Source organism: Corynebacterium sp. Marseille-Q2823, assembly GCF_903645345.1.
Taxonomy (GTDB): domain Bacteria; phylum Actinomycetota; class Actinomycetes; order Mycobacteriales; family Mycobacteriaceae; genus Corynebacterium; species Corynebacterium hiratae.
In genome coordinates this window covers 1-17526 of sequence record NZ_CAHJXS010000016.1, presented here as the reverse complement: position 1 = coordinate 17526, position 17526 = coordinate 1, and the positions used below count along the sequence as shown (strand labels likewise).

Annotated in this window: 23 protein-coding genes; 13 read left to right on the top strand and 10 right to left on the bottom strand. The window is 62.1% G+C overall.

The window, feature by feature from the left end; translation table 11 throughout:
- A partial coding sequence (locus HWX44_RS13180) for a hypothetical protein (protein ID WP_175975143.1) occupies positions 1-681 on the top strand: 681 nt, incomplete at its 5' end.
- A 6-nt stretch (positions 682-687) separates the two neighbouring features.
- Here HWX44_RS13180 and HWX44_RS13175 read toward each other — a convergent pair.
- Complete coding sequence (locus tag HWX44_RS13175) at positions 688-1335, bottom strand: hypothetical protein (RefSeq protein WP_071409391.1); 648 nt, start codon at positions 1333-1335, stop codon at positions 688-690.
- Between the two features lie 144 nt (positions 1336-1479).
- Here HWX44_RS13175 and HWX44_RS13170 point away from each other — a divergent pair, with 144 nt between their 5' ends.
- Positions 1480-2727 (top strand): serine/threonine protein kinase, encoded by a 1248-nt coding sequence (locus HWX44_RS13170; protein WP_049154191.1) that lies wholly within the window; start codon positions 1480-1482, stop codon positions 2725-2727.
- A gap of 137 nt (positions 2728-2864) precedes the next feature.
- Positions 2865-3545 (top strand): hypothetical protein, encoded by a 681-nt coding sequence (locus tag HWX44_RS13165; protein ID WP_046646970.1) that lies wholly within the window; start codon positions 2865-2867, stop codon positions 3543-3545.
- Here HWX44_RS13165 and HWX44_RS13160 read toward each other — a convergent pair.
- The 6 genes from HWX44_RS13160 to rpmB form a co-directional block, all read right to left on the bottom strand.
- The gene (locus tag HWX44_RS13160; RefSeq protein ID WP_046646969.1) at positions 3542-4258 is read right to left on the bottom strand and encodes a TetR/AcrR family transcriptional regulator; all 717 of its coding nucleotides are present in this window, start codon (positions 4256-4258) and stop codon (positions 3542-3544) included. The two genes, HWX44_RS13165 and HWX44_RS13160, sit on opposite strands and share 4 nt — an antisense overlap.
- A gap of 100 nt (positions 4259-4358) precedes the next feature.
- Positions 4359-5141: a hypothetical protein gene (locus tag HWX44_RS13155; protein ID WP_070701570.1), complete on the bottom strand. Its 783-nt coding sequence runs from the start codon at positions 5139-5141 to the stop codon at positions 4359-4361.
- A gap of 218 nt (positions 5142-5359) precedes the next feature.
- The gene (gene rpsR, locus HWX44_RS13150; RefSeq protein ID WP_010187626.1) at positions 5360-5614 is read right to left on the bottom strand and encodes a 30S ribosomal protein S18; all 255 of its coding nucleotides are present in this window, start codon (positions 5612-5614) and stop codon (positions 5360-5362) included.
- A gap of 15 nt (positions 5615-5629) precedes the next feature.
- Positions 5630-5935: a 30S ribosomal protein S14 gene (rpsN, locus tag HWX44_RS13145; protein ID WP_010187625.1), complete on the bottom strand. Its 306-nt coding sequence runs from the start codon at positions 5933-5935 to the stop codon at positions 5630-5632.
- Positions 5936-5938: 3 nt separating this feature from the next.
- Entirely contained in the window at positions 5939-6103 is a 165-nt protein-coding gene (gene rpmG / locus HWX44_RS13140) for a 50S ribosomal protein L33 (protein WP_175975141.1), read from the bottom strand.
- 2 nt (positions 6104-6105) lie between these two features.
- The gene (gene rpmB / locus HWX44_RS13135) at positions 6106-6342 is read right to left on the bottom strand and encodes a 50S ribosomal protein L28 (protein ID WP_010187623.1); all 237 of its coding nucleotides are present in this window, start codon (positions 6340-6342) and stop codon (positions 6106-6108) included.
- A 500-nt stretch (positions 6343-6842) separates the two neighbouring features.
- Between rpmB and HWX44_RS13130 the strand changes: the two genes are divergently transcribed.
- From HWX44_RS13130 to HWX44_RS13100, 7 genes are all read left to right on the top strand, one after another.
- Complete coding sequence (locus HWX44_RS13130) at positions 6843-7112, top strand: type B 50S ribosomal protein L31 (protein WP_005530151.1); 270 nt, start codon at positions 6843-6845, stop codon at positions 7110-7112.
- A gap of 15 nt (positions 7113-7127) precedes the next feature.
- Positions 7128-7301 carry a 50S ribosomal protein L32 gene (gene rpmF / locus HWX44_RS13125; protein WP_010187615.1) on the top strand — a complete coding sequence of 58 codons (174 nt, stop codon included), beginning with the start codon at positions 7128-7130 and terminating at the stop codon, positions 7299-7301.
- Positions 7302-7567: 266 nt separating this feature from the next.
- Positions 7568-8266 carry a response regulator transcription factor gene (locus HWX44_RS13120; protein WP_049154197.1) on the top strand — a complete coding sequence of 233 codons (699 nt, stop codon included), beginning with the start codon at positions 7568-7570 and terminating at the stop codon, positions 8264-8266.
- Positions 8263-9873 (top strand): HAMP domain-containing sensor histidine kinase, encoded by a 1611-nt coding sequence (locus HWX44_RS13115; protein ID WP_175975139.1) that lies wholly within the window; start codon positions 8263-8265, stop codon positions 9871-9873. Before HWX44_RS13120 ends, HWX44_RS13115 begins: the two co-directional genes overlap by 4 nt.
- Before the next feature lie 111 nt (positions 9874-9984).
- Positions 9985-11532 (top strand): S1C family serine protease, encoded by a 1548-nt coding sequence (locus tag HWX44_RS13110; RefSeq protein WP_254868272.1) that lies wholly within the window; start codon positions 9985-9987, stop codon positions 11530-11532.
- Between the two features lie 110 nt (positions 11533-11642).
- Positions 11643-12236: a MogA/MoaB family molybdenum cofactor biosynthesis protein gene (locus HWX44_RS13105; RefSeq protein ID WP_046646961.1), complete on the top strand. Its 594-nt coding sequence runs from the start codon at positions 11643-11645 to the stop codon at positions 12234-12236.
- Positions 12236-12502, top strand: coding sequence for a hypothetical protein (locus HWX44_RS13100; protein ID WP_070821792.1), 267 nt, complete (start codon positions 12236-12238; stop codon positions 12500-12502). Before HWX44_RS13105 ends, HWX44_RS13100 begins: the two co-directional genes overlap by 1 nt.
- Before the next feature lie 91 nt (positions 12503-12593).
- Here the strand turns inward: HWX44_RS13100 and mscL are convergent, their stop codons facing one another.
- The 3 genes from mscL to HWX44_RS13085 form a co-directional block, all read right to left on the bottom strand.
- A complete protein-coding gene (gene mscL / locus HWX44_RS13095) occupies positions 12594-13022 on the bottom strand; it encodes a large conductance mechanosensitive channel protein MscL (RefSeq protein ID WP_070821793.1) in 429 nt (142 codons plus the stop codon).
- A 376-nt stretch (positions 13023-13398) separates the two neighbouring features.
- Positions 13399-14043, bottom strand: coding sequence for an SAF domain-containing protein (locus HWX44_RS13090; protein ID WP_070510403.1), 645 nt, complete (start codon positions 14041-14043; stop codon positions 13399-13401).
- Between the two features lie 68 nt (positions 14044-14111).
- On the bottom strand, positions 14112-14678 hold the full coding sequence (locus tag HWX44_RS13085) for a 5-formyltetrahydrofolate cyclo-ligase (protein WP_175975137.1): 567 nt from the start codon (positions 14676-14678) through the stop codon (positions 14112-14114).
- A gap of 70 nt (positions 14679-14748) precedes the next feature.
- Between HWX44_RS13085 and HWX44_RS13080 the strand changes: the two genes are divergently transcribed.
- The 3 genes from HWX44_RS13080 (at position 14749) to HWX44_RS13070 (ending at position 17445) form a co-directional block, all read left to right on the top strand.
- Positions 14749-15678, top strand: a complete 930-nt coding sequence (locus HWX44_RS13080) for a UTP--glucose-1-phosphate uridylyltransferase (RefSeq protein ID WP_049154210.1) — start codon at positions 14749-14751, stop codon at positions 15676-15678.
- An 88-nt stretch (positions 15679-15766) separates the two neighbouring features.
- The gene (gene glp / locus HWX44_RS13075; protein WP_175975135.1) at positions 15767-17059 is read left to right on the top strand and encodes a molybdotransferase-like divisome protein Glp; all 1293 of its coding nucleotides are present in this window, start codon (positions 15767-15769) and stop codon (positions 17057-17059) included.
- A gap of 17 nt (positions 17060-17076) precedes the next feature.
- Positions 17077-17445 carry a hypothetical protein gene (locus HWX44_RS13070; RefSeq protein WP_444843296.1) on the top strand — a complete coding sequence of 123 codons (369 nt, stop codon included), beginning with the start codon at positions 17077-17079 and terminating at the stop codon, positions 17443-17445.
- The last annotated feature ends 81 nt before the right edge of the window (positions 17446-17526 follow it).

Genomic DNA, 17526 nt, shown 5'->3' with positions numbered 1-17526 from the left:
GCCCTCGAAGCCATCGCGGCCGACAACCCGGGGACCGGAATCGCGGTGGCCGGCGCAGATACCGTCGCCGCAGCAGGCATCACAGACCCGCAGTCCGCATGGTCCACGGCGAAGGTGCCGCTGGCCATTGCCGCCGAGCGCGCCGGCGTGGCCGATCCGGATACCGTGTCGCGGGCGATTACCTTTTCCGATAATGCCGCGGCCGATTCCCTCTGGGAGGCACTCGGCGGGGGAGAGCACGCCGCGCAGGCAACCCAGGGGATCATTGGCACGGCTACTGTCCCCGCCACACCGCCGCGCCCCGGCTTTAGTGCATTTGGCCACACGCAGTGGCCGGGAGCCGAGCAAGCAGAGTTTGTCGCCGCCCTGGGATGCCAGCAGGGCACTGACCCCGGTCTGGCCGCCATGGGACAGCCTGATCCCGCACAGCAGTATGGGCTGGGCACCCTCGAAGGATCAGTCATGAAGGGCGGCTGGGGCCCGGCCGAGGACGGGGCCTATGAAGCCCGCCAGATGGGGCTTGTCTCACTGGGCGGGCACACGGTGGCGGTGGCCATCTATGCCAAGGCCGAATCCGGGGACTACGGAGAAGCCCAGCAGATGCTCACGCGCCTAGTCAAGCAATTCGCCGCCGCCGAGGTGGAATGGCCCGATGCAGGCTGTCAGCAAGGCGCGGTCTAAGGACCCCTAGCGCGGCCAGTAATCTTCGAAGGTCCCCGCCTCGCCATCGATGTCATAGTCCGTGCCGCGGATGGTGAGTACGGAACCGGTGTCCTCACCGCTGGTGGGGTCGAGGATGGAGGCTGTATAGGAGCTGCCCTCACCCCGGGCCGGTCCGAAGGCGGCACCGCTAGACCACACGCCGCGGTAGAAGAGCGAGTCCTGCTTTTCGCAGATAACGATGTGCGAAACCGGATCGGAACCTGCGGCGGCGAAGACCATGTCCTCGCCCTGCTGGCAACGCGCCTCCGGGTAGTCGGACCAGCCGGCCGCGGTTAGGCCCTCTGGGACGTCAGCAGCTCCAGGGCTGGCTGAGGTCTCTGGTGCTTCCTCGCTCGGCGCGCCTTCCGTGTCCTCTTCTTCGTCGTCTTCTGGTGCGGTTTCTTCCGCGGAGGATTGCGCTTGCTCCGAGGATTCGGCGGTACTGGGGGTTTCCTGGCCGGTGGAGCGGACGTGATTCCAGATCACGGCACCGGAAATCAGGAGTGCGATAAGGATGGCGATCGCGCAGATGATCGGAACGAGGTTGCGCTGGTCGGGCTGGGTCTGCTGAGGCCCGCCGTGCACAGGGCTCGTGTGCTCGTAGGGGTTAGTGCCAAATCCTGGGGTGGTCATAGGGTCCTTGGAAAACTATAGAGAACAACAGGTAGCATAACTGGCTCCCGCATGCCTGACTGAACCACGGTGAAGTCCCCTCCATTTGGGGGCGATGGGACATGGCACCCTCATGCTTGGTTGTGCATATGGTGCAATGGGGCGGTGACTAATTCCTACTTCGTGCAATGGCTGACCCAGCAGAAGCGGTACACCAACGTGTACCTGCTGGGTGAAGGCGGCATGGGGCAGGTCTTCCATGCCACCGATCCGGATCTTTCTCGTGAGCTTGCCGTCAAGGTGCTGCTGGATGATGTCCGCGATGAAGCCTCCCGCGCCCGCTTCAACAACGAAATGAAGGCGCTGACCAAGATTGGCAGTCACCCGGGAGTGGTCCAGTTCTATTCCAAGGAGTCCACGCCGCGCGGTGACGACGTCATGATGATGGCGTTCATCGACGGCGGAACCCTGGCGCACGCCATCCGGGAACGCGCGCAGGAAGGCCGGGGGTTTAGCGTGGCTGAGGTGGTCTACTACCTCACGCCGATTGCTTCGGCGCTGGACTACATGCACCACGAGCTACATCCCGGGTGGGTACACCGCGATATCAAGCCCGCAAATATCCTGTTGCGCAAGACCCCGGGCAGCCTGCCGCCTGCCGTGCTCAGCGATTTCGGGATCAGCATCGAAGAGGGGCAATCCCGTCTGACGAAGGTTGGCCACATCGTGGGCACTGAAAAGTACCTGGCCCCGGAAAATAATGGTCATGCCTATGGCGATGACGATATGTCGGCGCGCGCGGATGACTACTCGCTAGCGCTTATTGCATTCGAGATGCTCACGCTGCATCACCTCAAGGACACGATGCCGCGCAGTGAGTGGGAAGGGCAGCGGCGCATCCCGGACTTGTCTAGTGATGCTTTCACGACGTTCCTGGCGAAGGACACCGCACGGGTGGTGACTCAGGTGCAGACTGTCCTGAACAAGGCGCTGGATAGCGTGCCCATGCAACGCTATGCGCGCGCCCGGGATTTCATTGCCGCGCTTGACGACGTCTCCCGTTCCCAGCCCACCACCAACCAGGCGACGGAACCCGCGCAGCCACGGCAGGCAAAAACCCCTGGGCAGCCGACGCAATACTGGCCGCGACCTGCCGGTTCCTTTGGGTCTGTCGAGCAGGCTATGCCGACCGGTTTTGTAGCTCCCGCTAACCCTGTCGCCTCACCCGGGACGGTATCTCCCTCCACGCCGGTGACTCCTGCGGTACCGGGGGCTACCGTTCACAAGCGTGCCGCGGCAGAGCCTAGAGCTGCCAAACCAGCCGCAAAGGATAATCAGAACGCTCTGATCATCACAGTCACCGTTGTTGTCATCATCCTCATTTTCGTGGTGACATGGGCCATCGTGTCCTAGTCCCCAACAAGCTGGGGCAAGCGGCTTGTCCCCGCAGTACTGTGGTGAGAGTCGCTACACTGTAGGGCATTGTTGAGGCATATCGCCGAGCCGAACGGCGATGTGCGCGAATTGTCCAGCCGCCTACGGAGGTGTCCATGAGCCAGCAACAGCCACTCCCATCGCACGACGCGCCCCGGGGGCCCAGGTTGCGCATCGATGACCTGATCGGCGGCGTACTGGTCATGGCACCAGGCGAGGAAGTAGTCGTCGGCCGCGCTGGTGACTTCCGGATCGGCGAGGGGGATCTCACCCTGCACCGTCAGCTTTTCCAACTGTGGTACGGCGGTCAAGGCTGGATGATCTGCAACGTAGGCAGCCACATTCCGCTGCGCATCGAGCTGCGCGGGGTTAAGGGTTTCTCCCGCATCGATCTCGGCCCGCGCTCGGTGGCGGCCGTGCCGCCGGGCCCGTCACGAATTACGTTTGAAACCCCGGAATGCCCTTATGAGCTTTACATCGATGTCGAAAACAGCAACTACTCGCGTCGGACTAAGCGCGAGCAGGACCTCGATGAGGAGCGCACCCGCACCCGCCATGTGCCCAACGATGAGCAGGAGGAGCTGCTTTGCCAGCTAGCCAGCTACCTCAAGAAGCCGGGCTCAACTGATGCCGATATTCCCTCGGTGCGCGAGATTGCTGAGGCTCTGGACTGGACCGAAAAGAAAACCAACCACAAGATGGATCGCCTCGTGGACAGTCTTCGGGCGGACGGCGAAAAGGCCTATAAACCGTATAAGACCTTCTTGGCGCATTACGCCATCCGGCACGGTCGTTAGCGCGTCGTCTTCTTACGGTCGGCCGCGGCAGCGGCGGCTGCCGAGATGGAGTCGTTGCGGTTCTTCAGCAGCTCCAAGGTAGTGGCTTCGGCGTTGTCGGGAGGGGTGGTGCCGAGGACTGCTAGGGCGGCGTCGGCAAGCATGGCGGATTGCTCCGGCACGCGCTGCGAGGCGTCGAAAGGCGCGGTGCCATCGTTGGGGCGCATCTCAATGACGGAAAGCGCGATGTGGAAAGGCAGCTCCACGCGCGGGTCATCATCACCAACAATGCCAGCGGCGGCAGTGCGGAAGTGCTCCTTGAGGCGATCACGCTGCTCGTGGTACTCGCCGAACTCCGGGGAGTTAGCCACCGGAAGCTGGTACAGGCGGCCCACGTTCCACGCCGACGTCAAGAGCAGGCGGGACTCCGCGGCGACCAGGGACCACAGGCGCTGCGCCGGCGCGGCATCCGAGGCCGCGAGCTCCTCCGCCAGCTCGAGTGAGGGCTCGATGGTGGAATTCAGCAGCGTGAGGAAGATATCCGTCTTGGAAGGGAAGTGATAGTACAGCGATGCCTGCCGGATGCCGACGGCATCGGCGATCTGGTGCGTCGAGGTTGTCGCAAAGCCCTGGGTAGTGAAGAGCTCGGATGAGGCATCCAGGATTTCCTCGCGCGCGGTGTTTCCCCGGCGGCGTGGGCTATTCTTCCTTGGCCTGCCAACGCTACCTGCCATGAGGCGGACTCCCTTCGATAAAACTTATGCAATAACTGACAGCAAGTCAGTAATCGTACACCCCGCCGCGAACGGCGTTCGTCAAAGCGTAGCTTTGACTTCAGCTAACCACATTACCGTGCCGGATCATTATGGATTCGACGGCAGCGGAGACTGTGCGGCACGCCGAGCCGTAGGCGGTGCGGTCCAATGGCGGAAGGTCTTCGAGAATAACGCTGTGCTTGTCGACGCCGTCGTACCACCGCCCCAATTCCAGCGCGATGCCCGTGCCCCACGCCAGGCTCAGGCCTTCTGCTTCGGCTGCGGTGAGCAATTCGCGCTCCACGCCAATAGCAAGGCGGTCAGGGGTGGGCCGAGGTGCCGGCGCTGCCCAGCGGGCGATGGCCGAAACGGGGGCGAGTAGGGAACGGCGAATGGACACCTCGGCGGAGCGGTCCGGCAGCCCATCCACGAGCTTGAGGGGCGCTGGGCGCTGCGAAACAGCCTCGGCATAGAGTTCCTCCTCGCCGCCGGTGCCCAGCGGCAGGCCGGCATCAGCGCGGGTTGAGGCGCATTCCTCCACCGCGCCGCAGGGCAATCCGGCCTCGATGATGACTTGCTCCAGCTGCTCGTCGGCGCCCAGCCAGGTGATGGGAAGTGAGGGGAGAAGATCCCCGCGGGCGGCTGCGCCTGTCAGCCGCACAGGGCTAGCCAGACCCGGGGAGCGAACAATATCGGTGACCACGCGGGAAAACCACGCCGCAAGCTCGACCCCGTCGGTCCGGTGGGCGGTGGCATTGCGCAGAAGGTCCTGGGCTTCTTCCAATAGTCCACGCGCGTGGGCGGGGGAGTGGCAGTGGGCGGCCAGTTCGCTGAGACCGGTGAGGGATTCGTGCAGCGGCATTAGGTGTTAGTTGCCTTTCCGTCAGGGGCTTTCTAGCTCTTCAATGTAGCACTGGGAATTTGTGGGGCGGCAGAGCAACCGCCCTAGCCGCGAAAACGACGACCGCCGCCTGCCTGCCCCGAGATGGGGAAGGAGGCGGCGGCCTGAAAGCTCTTTTGTCCTGTCCTAGTGAGTCACGAGTACAGCGGCAAAAGTGCGCTGTTGAAACCAGCTAGTGTTTAGCGGGACGTGAACGGCAGGAGAGCCATTTCGCGTGCGTTCTTGACGGCAGTAGCAACCTGACGCTGCTGCTGCGGGGTCAGACCGGTGACGCGACGGGAGCGGATCTTGCCGCGGTCGGAGATGAACAGACGCAGGGTCTTGATCTCCTTGTAGTCAACCTTCTCAATGCCTTCGGCCTTGAGCGGGTTCTTCTTCGGGCGGCGGGTCTGCTCCATACGGAACTTCTTGTGGTTATTACGCTTGACAGCCATTGTATGGGTACCCCTTTACCAGCTGGACTTGCGAACGCCCGGCAGCTCACCACGGTGAGCCATGCCGCGCATACGGACACGGGACAGACCGAACTTGCGGAGGTAACCGCGCGGACGTCCATCAGCGGAGTCGCGGTTACGGACGCGGACGCGGGCGGCGTCGCGCGGCTGACGGTTCAGCTCGAACTGCGCCTCGAGGCGCTCTTCGTCCGGGGTGTTCGGGTTCTTAATGATTGCCTTGAGCTCAGCGCGACGCTCCGCGTAGCGGGCGACGATTTCCTTGCGCTGCTCGTTCTTGGCGATCTTTGACTTCTTAGCCATTAATTATCGCTCCTCGCGGAATTCGACGTGCTTGCGGACGATCGGATCGAACTTGTTCAAGGTGATGCGATCCGGGTTGTTGCGCTTGTTCTTACGGGTCACGTAGGTGTAACCGGTGCCCGCAGTGGACTTCAGTTTGATGATTGGACGGATGTCATTACGTGCCATCTTTAGATCTTCTCCCCACGTGCGCGAATCTTAGCCACGACGGACTCGATGCCATCGCGGTCGATGATCTTCATGCCCTTGGTGGAAACGGTCAGGGTGATGGTACGGCCCTCAGAGGGCAGGTAGTACCGACGACGCTGCACGTTGGGGTTCCAACGGCGCGAGGTGCGGCGGTGCGAGTGCGAGACCTGCTTGCCGAATTCCGGCTTGCGGCCCGTTACCTGGCAAATAGCCGACATGGGTCTTCTTTCTCCTAGCCGCCCACATCGAAAGCGACTAACGGAGTGCCTATTTCCGCGGTGAGGCGCGGCGCTCGAAAAAGTGAGGTTGAGCAGGAGGCTTAATCCGTTGAACACCAGTTGATGAGGGCGTAAAACGATTACTTTGACAACAGCAAGGGGAAATCTTACATGCCACAGCCTGCAGAACCTAATCACCGCCGGCATGCGGGCCGGTGTGGATACCTCTGATCTATACCTGATCTACGGCGCGTTCCTGCCGAAGGGGCAGGTGAGGGGTGTGGTTGTGGATTCTGTCCGTCGGAGCGCGGCGGTGGCGGCCAGAGCGATTTCGGTTTTAATGCTGGTGGCCTGTAGGATATGTCAAGTTGTCGGCACGAGCCGCACAGTTTGTAAGTATAGAGACCCAACTCGGGCACGATCCTTTCACACTTCCTTCTATGCCGGAGAAGTGTTGCGGAAGGAACCGACCCGTAGTTCAACCCTGAGGGAATCGACATATGAAGAAAGATATCCACCCGGATTACCACCCGGTGGTCTTCAAGGATGCCGGTACCGGCCACTCCTTCCTGACCAAGTCCACCGCTACCTCCGATCGCACCGTTGAGTGGGAAGACGGCAACGAGTACCCGCTCATCGTCGTTGACGTCACCGCTGAGTCCCACCCGTTCTGGACCGGTGCCCAGCGCGTTATGGATACCGCTGGCCGCGTTGAGAAGTTCAACCAGCGCTTCGGTGCAATGGCTCGCCGCAAGAAGAAGAACGCGTAAGGAGGATAGGAAAAGATGGCAACTCCTAAGTTTAAGAAGTCCCGCGCGAACACCCACTCTCGCCGTTCCCAGTGGAAGGCTGACAACGTCGCCCTCCAGGAAGTCACCATCGACGGCCAGACCGTGCGCATCCCGCGCCGTCTGGTGAAGGCCGCCAAGCTCGGCCTGGTCGACGTGGAGCAGTTCTAAGGCTTTCTCAGCCTCAAGGCTGCAATTATTGCCCCGAGGGATTCACTCTTTCTAAGTGAATCCCTCCGGGCATTTTTTGTTGGCCTAGTTGCGCGCTGCAGTGACTCATTCACGAGGCTGCAGTGCTTGGCTACGGTGCCTTTTTGTCTGGGCGTTCGCTGATGCCAAGGGTAGCGGGGTGAATAAAATCTTAAGGGGTAATTTAAGGGGGCGAAAGAACTAGGCCCACTTCGTGAATGCGCCTTAGATAGGACATAATTGGAAACATGAAGATTCTTGTCGTGGATGACGAGCAGGCCGTACGCGAATCGCTTCGCCGCTCCTTGAAGTTTAATGGCTACGACGTAATGTTGGCCGCCGATGGCGTAGAGGCCGTCGAGATGGTCCACAGGGAGAACCCAGGGCTGCTCATCCTCGATGTGATGATGCCGAACATGGACGGCTTGGAAGTCTGCCGAACCTTGCGCAGTGAGGGGTGGGACCGTCCAATCCTCGTGCTCACGGCTCGTGATGGCGTGTCCGACCGCGTTGCAGGGCTCGATGCGGGTGCCGACGATTACCTACCCAAGCCTTTCGCTCTTGAAGAGCTTTTGGCTCGTGTTCGTTCCCTAGTCCGTCGTGCTGCTGCGGAGTCGATCAGCAAGCAGCAGCCCGTTGAAACCCAGCTGAGCTTTGAGGACCTCAAGCTCGATGCCGATACGCGCGAAGTCACCCGTGGTGACCGTCAGATTTCCCTGACGCGCACCGAATTCGCCTTGTTGCGCTTGCTCATGGAGAACCCGCGCAAGGTGCTCTCCCGCAACACCATCTTGGAAGAAGTATGGGGCTATGATTTCCCCACCTCCGGAAATGCTCTCGAGGTGTACATCGGCTACCTGCGTAAGAAGACCGAAGAAGATGGCGAGCCGCGTCTTATCCACACCGTGCGTGGCGTCGGCTATGTCATGAGGGAGGCTATCGCGTGATTTTGCGGAGGCCCGCGCCTGACGCGGTGCCTTCTGAAGACCTAGATTCCACGGCATGGTTGGGCCTGTCAGGTCGTCGCGGCTGGGCTTCGCGGGCGCCGCTTCGGTGGCGCCTTTCTTTGGTTACTGGTGTCGTTGTCGCCGTCTCGGTGGCAGTGATGACGTTGGTGACCTACTGGTTGGTTGCGGCGTCGATGACGGCGAGCGTCGACAAGCAAATCATGCAGCAAGCGGACGTGCTGATGGAGCAGGCGCAGAATCCGCGCTTCGTGGAGAATATCGATCAGGAGATCGCTTCTTTTAAGCTCTACAACCCTTCGACTCGGGTCTCTATCTCTCCGCCAGCAGCCACCTTTTCCTATGGTGATGCTTTGCCGGTGGGTGGGGACTTTAAACCGGACGGGGACACCATGGAAAGCTCCATCCGCACCCTGGGTGGTGAGCGCGTGCTGGCCAAGTCCCAGGAGGGTGGCGCCACGGTAGTCCTGGCCAAGGACCTTGGTCCCACCGAGGAGATTGTGTCCGCGGTGGGCTCCGCGCTGCTGATCATCGTGGCCTTTGGCGTGCTGCTTTCCGTCTTCGCGGGAATGGTGGTGTCCAAGACCGGCATGGAGCCGATCGCTCGCCTCAAGCGGGCTGCTGATTACGTGACGCAGACCAATGACCTGCGGCCGATTGCCGTGGAGAGCAACGATGAAATGGCACAACTTACTGTGTCCTTTAACCGAATGCTTTCCGCCCTGCAGCACGCGCGCGTGCAGCAATCACAGTTTGTGGCTGATGCCGGCCACGAGCTTAAGACCCCGCTGACGTCCATGCGGACGAACATTGAGCTTCTCATGATGCTCAATAAATCCGGTGGCGGGTTTGGCATCAGTGAGGAAGACCGGCGCGACCTCGAAGATGACGTAATGGCGCAGATGTCGGAATTAGCCACCCTGATCGGTGACTTGGTTGACCTAGCGCGCGAGGACGCCACTGAGAAGGAGCCGGAGCCCGTTGAGTTGCACGAAGTGTTGGAGAATTCGCTCAACCGCGCCAAGCGCCGCCGTCCTGACGTGGACTTCCGCGTGCGGTTTATCCCGTGGATGATCGACGGCGATCCTTTTGCGCTGGGCCGTGCCACCCTCAACCTTATGGACAATGCTGCGAAGTGGTCCCCGCCGACGGGGACCGTGCGCGTGTCCATGCGGCAAATCGCCCCTGACAAGGTGCGCCTGCGAGTTGACGATTCTGGCCCCGGCATCGCTCCGGAGGAACGGGACAAAGTATTTGAGCGCTTCTACCGTTCTGCTGAAGCCCGTGCCATGCCGGGATCCGGATTGGGCCTAGCAATCGTGAAATCCGTGGTGGAGAGGCACAATGGAGAGATCACCATCAAGGATTCCGCGGACGGCGGAACGCGCATGGAGGTTATCCTGCCCGGGCACCCCACCGAAGGTGATGCCTTGGTGGACGGGCTGGAAGACTTGCCCTACGATTTCCAGCCCGAACTCTCCGCTGAGCAGCAGTCAGCGGGGCAGCTACAAGACCCCGCGGTGAGCCAACCGAAAGAGCGCAACGACCGTGGCCATATCTTTGCGGAGCGGTGGTTCAATCAGGGCTAGTGTGTCAGGGATCACCCCAGCTCAAGGCGCGCAGGAAACGTCCAGCTTCTCGTAGCACACTGGCAGATTAGTATCAGATACGCGCCAGCGCGATGGTGCACACTACCTGACATGAATATGAGGAATTCGAACATGGATAACCCCATGGATAGCCCGCAGAACTCTGACGGACGGGGACAATCACAGCAGCGAGGCGAGGTACCTTCTGTGGGAAGTGAATCGAATGGCTGGAATCAGCCGCGGTCGGATACATCGAGGCAAGGCGGACAGTCGCCCTACGGAAGCCAGGCGGGGCAGGGAGCCCAGGCTTCTTCTTTTGGCAACCAGCCTTCCCAGGCGCCTTACGGGGCGCAGGCGCCGTATGGCGGTTCGAATTATGGATTCGGTCAACAAGGTCAGCAGCGTTTGGCAGCACAGCAGCCTTCGGCAGGGCAGCACTCGCAGGAGGGAACACAGCCTTATGCCGGTCAGCGCTACACTGCGGCGCATGCTGGTAATCAGAACCAGTTCTTCGGCGGCCAAGAGGGGGCAGGCGTACGGGTCGTGGAACCGAGCGATGAGCCTAAGGCCAAGCGCAAGGTCGGCCTGGGCACCGCGCTGTCCATGATGCTCGTAGCCTTCATCGCTGCCGGCGGTGTTACCGGCGTGGTGGTCGGAACGGTGGGCAAGGACAAGTCCTCCACCTCGACGGTCAATGAGGTCTTGGAGCGCCAGCCGGTGGCCAACAGCACCGGTAAAGAGCCTGCCGACGGCTCCGTCGAGGACGTGGCATCGAAGGTACTTCCAGCAGTGGTATCCATTTACTCCATTACCCGCTCCGGCGGTGCCGAGGGCTCGGGCTCGATTATTTCCCCGGACGGCTACGTGTTGACCAATCACCACGTCGTCGCCGGCGCGGATCAAGGCGGGCGCTTGGAAGTGACCATGAATGATGGTTCCCGCCATAGCGCCACGTTTGTGGCCTCGGATGCGACCACGGACGTTGCTGTCATCAAGATTGATGACGTTAACGAGCTTCCCTTCCTGCAGTTCGGTGATTCGGACGCTGCCGCGGTGGGGCAAGAGGTCGTTGCCGTCGGTTCCCCGCTGGGACTCAACGCTACGGTGACTTCCGGAATTGTCTCGGCCAAGAACCGCCCCGTCCGTGCTTCGCAGGAAGGTGGGGAGTCCTCGCTGATCGACGCCATCCAGACCGACGCCGCCGTCAACCCAGGCAACTCCGGTGGTCCCTTGGTGGACATGGAAGGCAACATCATTGGAATGAACTCGATGATTGCCTCGCTATCGGGTAGCTCGAATTCCGAGGGCGGTTCCATCGGTCTGGGATTCGCTATTCCCTCCAACTTTGCCAAGCGGATGGCCGATGAGCTCATCAACAATGGCAAGGTCAAGCACCCAACCTTGGGCGTTAAGGTCCGCGCGCAAAGCGACACCCTTGGTGCGGAGATCGTCGATGTAGAACGCGATAGCCCAGCCGATAAGGCAGGGCTCAAGTCTGGTGACGTGGTCACCCGCGTCAACGATCGGCTTATTGAAAGCTCTGATGCCCTCATCGCGGCAACCCGTTCCCAGGAGTTCGGCGCGACCGTGACCTTGGAGGTACGGAGCCGAGACAGCGAAGATGTGAGAAAGGTAGAGGTAACTCTGGCAAGCGAGTAAGTTAACAAATACTTGGGCGGTGCGTGAGCGCCGCACGAACACCGCACCCTGAGACCTTGTGAAGAAACCACTACCGGAAGATTCCGCCCCTATCTTTAAGGAGAACCTCCGTGGCAGAAAACACCGACGCAACTGAGTTGCTGGGGCGCGATGCCTCACGCGAACTCGATGATGTCACCGAACCAGATGACGCCTTCCTCATCGCGAGCGAACAAGAACAAAGTGTGCAAGCACCGCGCCGCGCGCTCGTCGTGATCGTCACCGACCACCCAGATGATGCAGCGCAGGACACGTCGCGCTTGGCGGGCGAACTGTTGGCTGAAGCTGATTTCACCGTCGACGGCGCAGTAATCGTTCGTTCCAAGAAGTCCAAAATCCGGCAGGCGATTGAAACCGGCGTGGTCGGGGGCGTTGACCTGGTCCTCACGATTGGCGGCACGGGCGTTGGCCCGCGCGATAAGACCCCAGAGGCGACTCGCGCGGTGCTGGACCAAATGGTCCCTGGCGTGGCCCAGGCCCTGCGCTCCTCCGGCCAAGCATGCGGTGCGGTGGATGCGTGCACATCCCGCGGCATTTCGGGAGTGTCTGGTTCAACGGTGATTGTCAACGTCGCATCTTCCCGCGCGGCGGTACGCGATGGCATGGCTACGCTGACCCCCTTGGTGCACCACCTCGTCGATCAGCTGCAGAAGTCCAGCGTCTAATGGCTGATTCCACACCGCGTACCCCGCGGGCGCGCCGTCGCGCGAAGCGTCCTTCGACGGCCGAGAATTACGATCGCAGCTTCGATGTTCCTCACGGGCCAATGTCTGGGGCCGCTGGCTCTTCTTCCGCCGCAGGGGCCGATGAGCTGCGCACCGTGAGCTTTGAGGCGGACGCAGGCGGCCCCGGTGGTGACAGCGAGGACGAGGCCACGGGAGAGGCCTTCTACCGCGAGAACATGCCGCCGCATTTTGGCACCACGCAGTAGTGCGTGAGCAGCGGGCGGAGGCAAAAGAAAATCCCGCAGAACTTCGGCGAAATGCCGGTTCTGCGGGATTTTTAGGCTTGGGGCTGCTGGCTTAGATGCTGGAGCCAGGCTTGTTGGTGGTGGTGCCACCGTTTTCAGCAGCGAGCAGGTCGCGGATCTCGCCGAGCAGCTGCTCGGTGGTCGGAGCCGGCTCCTCCGGGTCAACGCCCTGGCGGCGCTTAGCGTGCTCGGTGACGGCGTTGATCGGAGCAACGATGACGAAGTAGATGACAGCGGCAACGATGAGAAAGTTGATAAGGGCGGTGATGACTGCACCGAAGTCCAGGAAGGTCTCCGGGTTATCGGTAATTGCGAAGCCCAGGCCACCAAAGTCTGGGGAGCCGAGGGAGTTAATCAGCGGCTGGATGATGTGATCGGTGATGGAGGTGACGATCGCGGTGAAGGCGGCACCGATGATGACCGCTACGGCCAACTCGATGACGTTGCCGCGCAGGATGAAATCTTTAAAGCCCTTGAGCATGGTGGTGGTTGTCCTATCTACGGGGGTAGGTGCTTCTTGTGTCTTAAGCGTCTGCTCTGTGTAGTCCGGACTGTGCGCCCGAACGCTGTTCAGAAAAGTCGGAGAAAAGCAGGCATAGAGCCATAATGCTCTCTGAGAGAGGCCCTAGATGCGCAGGGGCGCCAACGTAAGACGAAGCATGTGGAAATACTGGAATAGCGAAAGCCACTCTTGTGCGCCATCCTGCAGGTGGTGCCGCGGGGTCGCGCGGCAGTCGCGAGACTGCAAGAGCATAAAGCGCCTGAGTGGATGTGCCTATAGTAGGCAGAGTTTGCGTGTCGTGGCAACATCTTATGGAGGCCTACCAGTGCAAACGCGATGATCTTCACAACATAGCTTAACTGTGGGCGCGGTCGCCCACAATGACTACCGTGAGCGGTTGTGCCAGTGACGCGGCTGCCACAGCTTCGGCTGCTTCGGCTGGTAGCGCAACGAGGAGTGTGTGCGTGCGGGCATCCTCTCCGCCGGCACCCACCGACACGACGCGTGCGCCACGGGCAATCGTTGAGCCGCGGGCGGGGAGGGAAGCGTCGTCACCACCGTCGAGGGCACCGACAATATTGACCGTATCGCCGTGATGGAGGTTGCGGGCAACGTCTGGCTCGGCGAGCGTGAGCGGGATAAGGTGGCCGTCTTCCATCCCGAAGTCTGCGATGAGGTCCGAACTGAGCAGCCGGGTGGTGGTAAGTATTTCGCCGGCGCTGGCCGCCGCCACCAGAACTCGCCCCACCGCATCTTCCGGGTTGCTCCCCAACGCCGTGGCGGGGAGAGCGGAGGAGGGGACGCGGGCCACGGAGACATCGCCAAGCGCCAGCGTCTCCCCGGCGGCGACGTCCCGGGCCATGACCACTACGCGCGGCTGCTCGCGGGTAGAAGCGAGCGCGCTGGCCGCCGCGGCCACGAGCAAGACTGCGGCCGTTACGCGGCGCAGAAGAACGCTGCGGCGATGCCCGGGGGTGCGCAGAACGTGAAGAAAGTCCATACCTTCTTAGACTGCGCTCCGACCCGCGCGGTTCCCAGGCGGCGGCATGGACTCTGAGAAGGGGCCGATTAAAGCCAGCGCATCCCGCGCTCGGTGAGGATGCCATCGACGGGACGGTCGTGTTCCTCGAAGGGGACGTCCCGGACCTCGCTGGAGTGGACGAGAGCGACGACGGGCGGGTTCCCAGTGGGAAGCGGGGTGAGCGCCCGGTCGTAGTAACCGGCGCCTTTTCCGAGGCGCATGCCTGACTCGCTCACCGCCATCGCGGGCGCCAAGATGAGGTCGAGGTGCGCCAGGATGTCGCTGCTATGGCGCTGCCCGACGGGCTCTGCAATCCCTAATGCCCCTGGGCGCATGGCCTCCGGCCCGCCATACAGCGTCCACAACAGCTCACCGTTTTTGCCTGAAATGGGAAGGTAGACCTCCTTGCAGAGTGCGGACACGGTCTCCACGAAGTCGGGGCCACCCGGCTCTGTGCCCAGGGGATGGTAGGCGGCAACACGCATCGCAGGAGTGAGTAATTCACCCACACCGGCGCACCACGCGGCGTTGTCATCAGCGCGCTGCTCGGCGCTGCGCTCGCGCCGCGCGTTAAGGAGTGAGGATCTTAAGGCGTCCTTGGGGGAGGTCGTCATGGTTGTCAATCATAGCGGGACGGCGTAGCGCAGCACGGGAGCGGGAAGGGCGCATTGTAAAGTGGAACTTATGGCTATTGCACACGAGGATTCCCACACCGGGATCGCTACGGTCGTTGTCCCCGCTGCTGGCATGGGCACCCGCTTCTTGCCCGCCACCAAGACCGTACCGAAGGAGCTGCTCCCCGTCGTTGATACGCCGGGTATTGAACTCATTGCGGAAGAGGCCGCGTCCGTGGGCGCCCAGCGCCTCGCGGTGATTACCGCGCCGAACAAGCAGGAAGTGATGCGGCACTTCGATGAGTTCCCCGATCTCGTCGAGACCCTCGACGCCCGCGGCAAAGACGAGCAAGTGGCCAAGGTCAAGCGTGCTGCTCAGTTGATCCACCCGATTTCCGTGGAGCAGGAAAAGCCGCTGGGCCTGGGCCACGCGGTGGGCTTGGCGGAATCCGTGTTGGAGGATGACGAAGAATTCTTCGCCGTCATGCTGCCGGATGACATTGTCCTGCCGGCCACCGTCATGGGCGAGATGGCCCGGGTTCGCGCCGCCCTGGGCGGCAGCGTGCTGTGCGCCTTCGAGGTATCGCGCGAGGAGACCTACAACTACGGCGTCTTCGACGTTGAGGACACCAACGCGCCGGGCGTGAAGAAGGTCGTGGGCATGGTGGAGAAGCCGGATCCGGAAGATGCGCCTTCGAACCTCGTGGCCACTGGGCGCTACTTGCTCGACAGGAAGATTTTTGATGCCCTTCGCCGTATTAAGCCAGGAAAGGGCGGGGAGCTGCAGCTGACCGATGCCATCGAGCTCCTTATCAAGGAAGGCCACCCCGTTCACGTCGTAGTCCACCAGGGTAAGCGCCATGACCTGGGCAACCCGGGTGGGTACATCCCGGCCAACGTTGACTTTGGTCTGCGTGATGAGAAGTACGGTCCTGCACTCTACAAGGCGATCAAGAAGATTGTGGAGGACTACGAAGAAGAAAAGGGGCTGAAGGGCTAAGCCTTCGCACGCCTAGCGCGCTAAGCTCTACTCCAGTAACTTCCATCCCTTTAGGCCCCACATACCCCAGAGTAAAGGCAGGCGGTACATGCGTTCGGTCGATGACCAGATGGCGTTCATTCTTGATGCAGCGATGACTCCCGAGCCGGTACGCATCGCCATCGCGAATGCCCTAGGTCTCAAGTGCGCGGAGGAGGTGCAGGCAAACCAGCCGCTCCCGGGGTTTCCGCAAGCAGCCATTGATGGCTATGCCGTGCGCGCCGTGGACGTTGGGGGAGAAAAAGCCCTCAAGGCACGCTCCCGCCACGACGTTGAGGATGCGGATGCACCCGCCACGGAGACGGAGATTGAGCGTTCCCTGCCTGTGGTGGGGGAGGTTCCCGCAGGGTCGCGCCAGCCTTTGCGTTTGCAGCCCAAGCAAGCGGTGCGCGTGTACACGGGCGCGCCTTTGCCGACGCTTGCCGACGCCGTCCTTCCCCTCGAGTGGACCGACCGCGGCCGCAAGCGCGTGACCTCGCATCGCCCGGTGCGATCGGGGGACTTCGTGCGCCGCGTGGGTGATGACATTCAGCCCGGGGATGTTGCCGTGTCCTCCGGCACCATCTTGGGCCCAGCGCAGATTGGCCTGCTTGCGGCGGTGGGGCGTTCGAAGGTGCTGGCGTACCCCCGCCCGCGCGTGACCATCGTGTCCTTTGGCAAGGAGCTTGTCGACGTCGACCGCGAGCCCGGCCTGGGTCAAGGCTTCGACGTGAACTCTTATTCGCCTGCAGCGGCCGCGGAGGGGGCCGGCGCGGGCGGGCACCGCGTCGGCATCGCCGCCGGCGGGCCGCGTCGCGTGCGGGAGGCCCTGGAGACTTACCTGGCGCGCAGCGAGGTGCTGGTGATCTCCGGTGCCGTGGGTGGCGCGGGTTCGGAAGAAATCCGCGAGGTCCTTGATGAGTTGGGAGATGTGGATACCTCTCGCGTAGCCATGCACCCAGGATCGGTCCAGGGCTTCGGTCTGTTGGGGGAGGAGCGCATCCCGACCTTCCTGTTGCCCTCGAACCCGGTGTCCGCGCTGGTTATCTTTGAGGTCTTTGTGCGCCCGCTGATCCGTCTCTCCCTGGGCAAGCGCAGCGGCCAACGCCGCGTGGTGCGCGCACGTGTGCTCAACCACATGGAATCCCGCCCGGGACGCCGCGGATACATCCGCGCCCGGCTCATGCGGGATGCCGAAACCTCCGACTATCTGGTGGAAGGACTGGGCGGTGCGGCGGGTGCGCCGGCGCACCTGCTCGCAGGGCTCTCGGAAGCGAACGCGATGATCCGCATTCCGGAGGAAGTGACAGAGATCCGTCCCGGGGACGTGGTGGACGTCCTGTTCCTGACCCAGCGCCGCTAGTCGCGGGCACACACGTCATGCTTGATCCTTTTGGTACCGCCGCGGGGCGCTTTTCTACCCCCGCCACCGTTGGGGTCAACCCCGATCATCCGGGCTGGCCAGAAGCTACACCCGCGGTACGGCTGCGGGAGTCTCGTGTCTTCCCGCGCGGGGCGACGCTACGTTTACGCCCCCTGTTGCGGAGGGACGGTGCGGCGTGGCGACGGCAGCGCATCGAGGATAGGGATTTCCTCAAACCGGGGGAGCCGGCGCGGCCGACGGAGTGGGATGCGGCGCACTCCCAGTCGGCTTGGTGGAATCACCTAATGTTTCTGCGTGACTCGGCCCGGGCCGGGACAGTGGTGCCGCTAGTCATTGAGGTTGATGGCCATTCCGTGGGCAATTGACCTTAGGCAATATCCAGCATGGAGGGGTCAGCGAATGCTGGATTGGCTATTGGGTGCATTCCGCGGTGCACGGTGCGGGCG

Coding starts and splice junctions, on each gene's coding strand:
- HWX44_RS13175 (WP_071409391.1), bottom strand. CDS start 1,335: ATGACCACCCCAGGATTTGGCACTAACCCCTACGAGCACACGAGCCCT.
- HWX44_RS13165 (WP_046646970.1), top strand. CDS start 2,865: ATGAGCCAGCAACAGCCACTCCCATCGCACGACGCGCCCCGGGGGCCC.
- HWX44_RS13160 (WP_046646969.1), bottom strand. CDS start 4,258: ATGGCAGGTAGCGTTGGCAGGCCAAGGAAGAATAGCCCACGCCGCCGG.
- HWX44_RS13155 (WP_070701570.1), bottom strand. CDS start 5,141: ATGCCGCTGCACGAATCCCTCACCGGTCTCAGCGAACTGGCCGCCCAC.
- rpsR (WP_010187626.1), bottom strand. CDS start 5,614: ATGGCTGTCAAGCGTAATAACCACAAGAAGTTCCGTATGGAGCAGACC.
- rpsN (WP_010187625.1), bottom strand. CDS start 5,935: ATGGCTAAGAAGTCAAAGATCGCCAAGAACGAGCAGCGCAAGGAAATC.
- rpmG (WP_175975141.1), bottom strand. CDS start 6,103: ATGGCACGTAATGACATCCGTCCAATCATCAAACTGAAGTCCACTGCG.
- rpmB (WP_010187623.1), bottom strand. CDS start 6,342: ATGTCGGCTATTTGCCAGGTAACGGGCCGCAAGCCGGAATTCGGCAAG.
- HWX44_RS13130 (WP_005530151.1), top strand. CDS start 6,843: ATGAAGAAAGATATCCACCCGGATTACCACCCGGTGGTCTTCAAGGAT.
- rpmF (WP_010187615.1), top strand. CDS start 7,128: ATGGCAACTCCTAAGTTTAAGAAGTCCCGCGCGAACACCCACTCTCGC.
- HWX44_RS13120 (WP_049154197.1), top strand. CDS start 7,568: ATGAAGATTCTTGTCGTGGATGACGAGCAGGCCGTACGCGAATCGCTT.
- HWX44_RS13110 (WP_254868272.1), top strand. CDS start 9,985: ATGAATATGAGGAATTCGAACATGGATAACCCCATGGATAGCCCGCAG.
- HWX44_RS13100 (WP_070821792.1), top strand. CDS start 12,236: ATGGCTGATTCCACACCGCGTACCCCGCGGGCGCGCCGTCGCGCGAAG.
- mscL (WP_070821793.1), bottom strand. CDS start 13,022: ATGCTCAAGGGCTTTAAAGATTTCATCCTGCGCGGCAACGTCATCGAG.
- HWX44_RS13090 (WP_070510403.1), bottom strand. CDS start 14,043: ATGGACTTTCTTCACGTTCTGCGCACCCCCGGGCATCGCCGCAGCGTT.
- HWX44_RS13085 (WP_175975137.1), bottom strand. CDS start 14,678: ATGACGACCTCCCCCAAGGACGCCTTAAGATCCTCACTCCTTAACGCG.
- HWX44_RS13080 (WP_049154210.1), top strand. CDS start 14,749: ATGGCTATTGCACACGAGGATTCCCACACCGGGATCGCTACGGTCGTT.
- glp (WP_175975135.1), top strand. CDS start 15,767: ATGCGTTCGGTCGATGACCAGATGGCGTTCATTCTTGATGCAGCGATG.
- HWX44_RS13070 (WP_444843296.1), top strand. CDS start 17,077: ATGCTTGATCCTTTTGGTACCGCCGCGGGGCGCTTTTCTACCCCCGCC.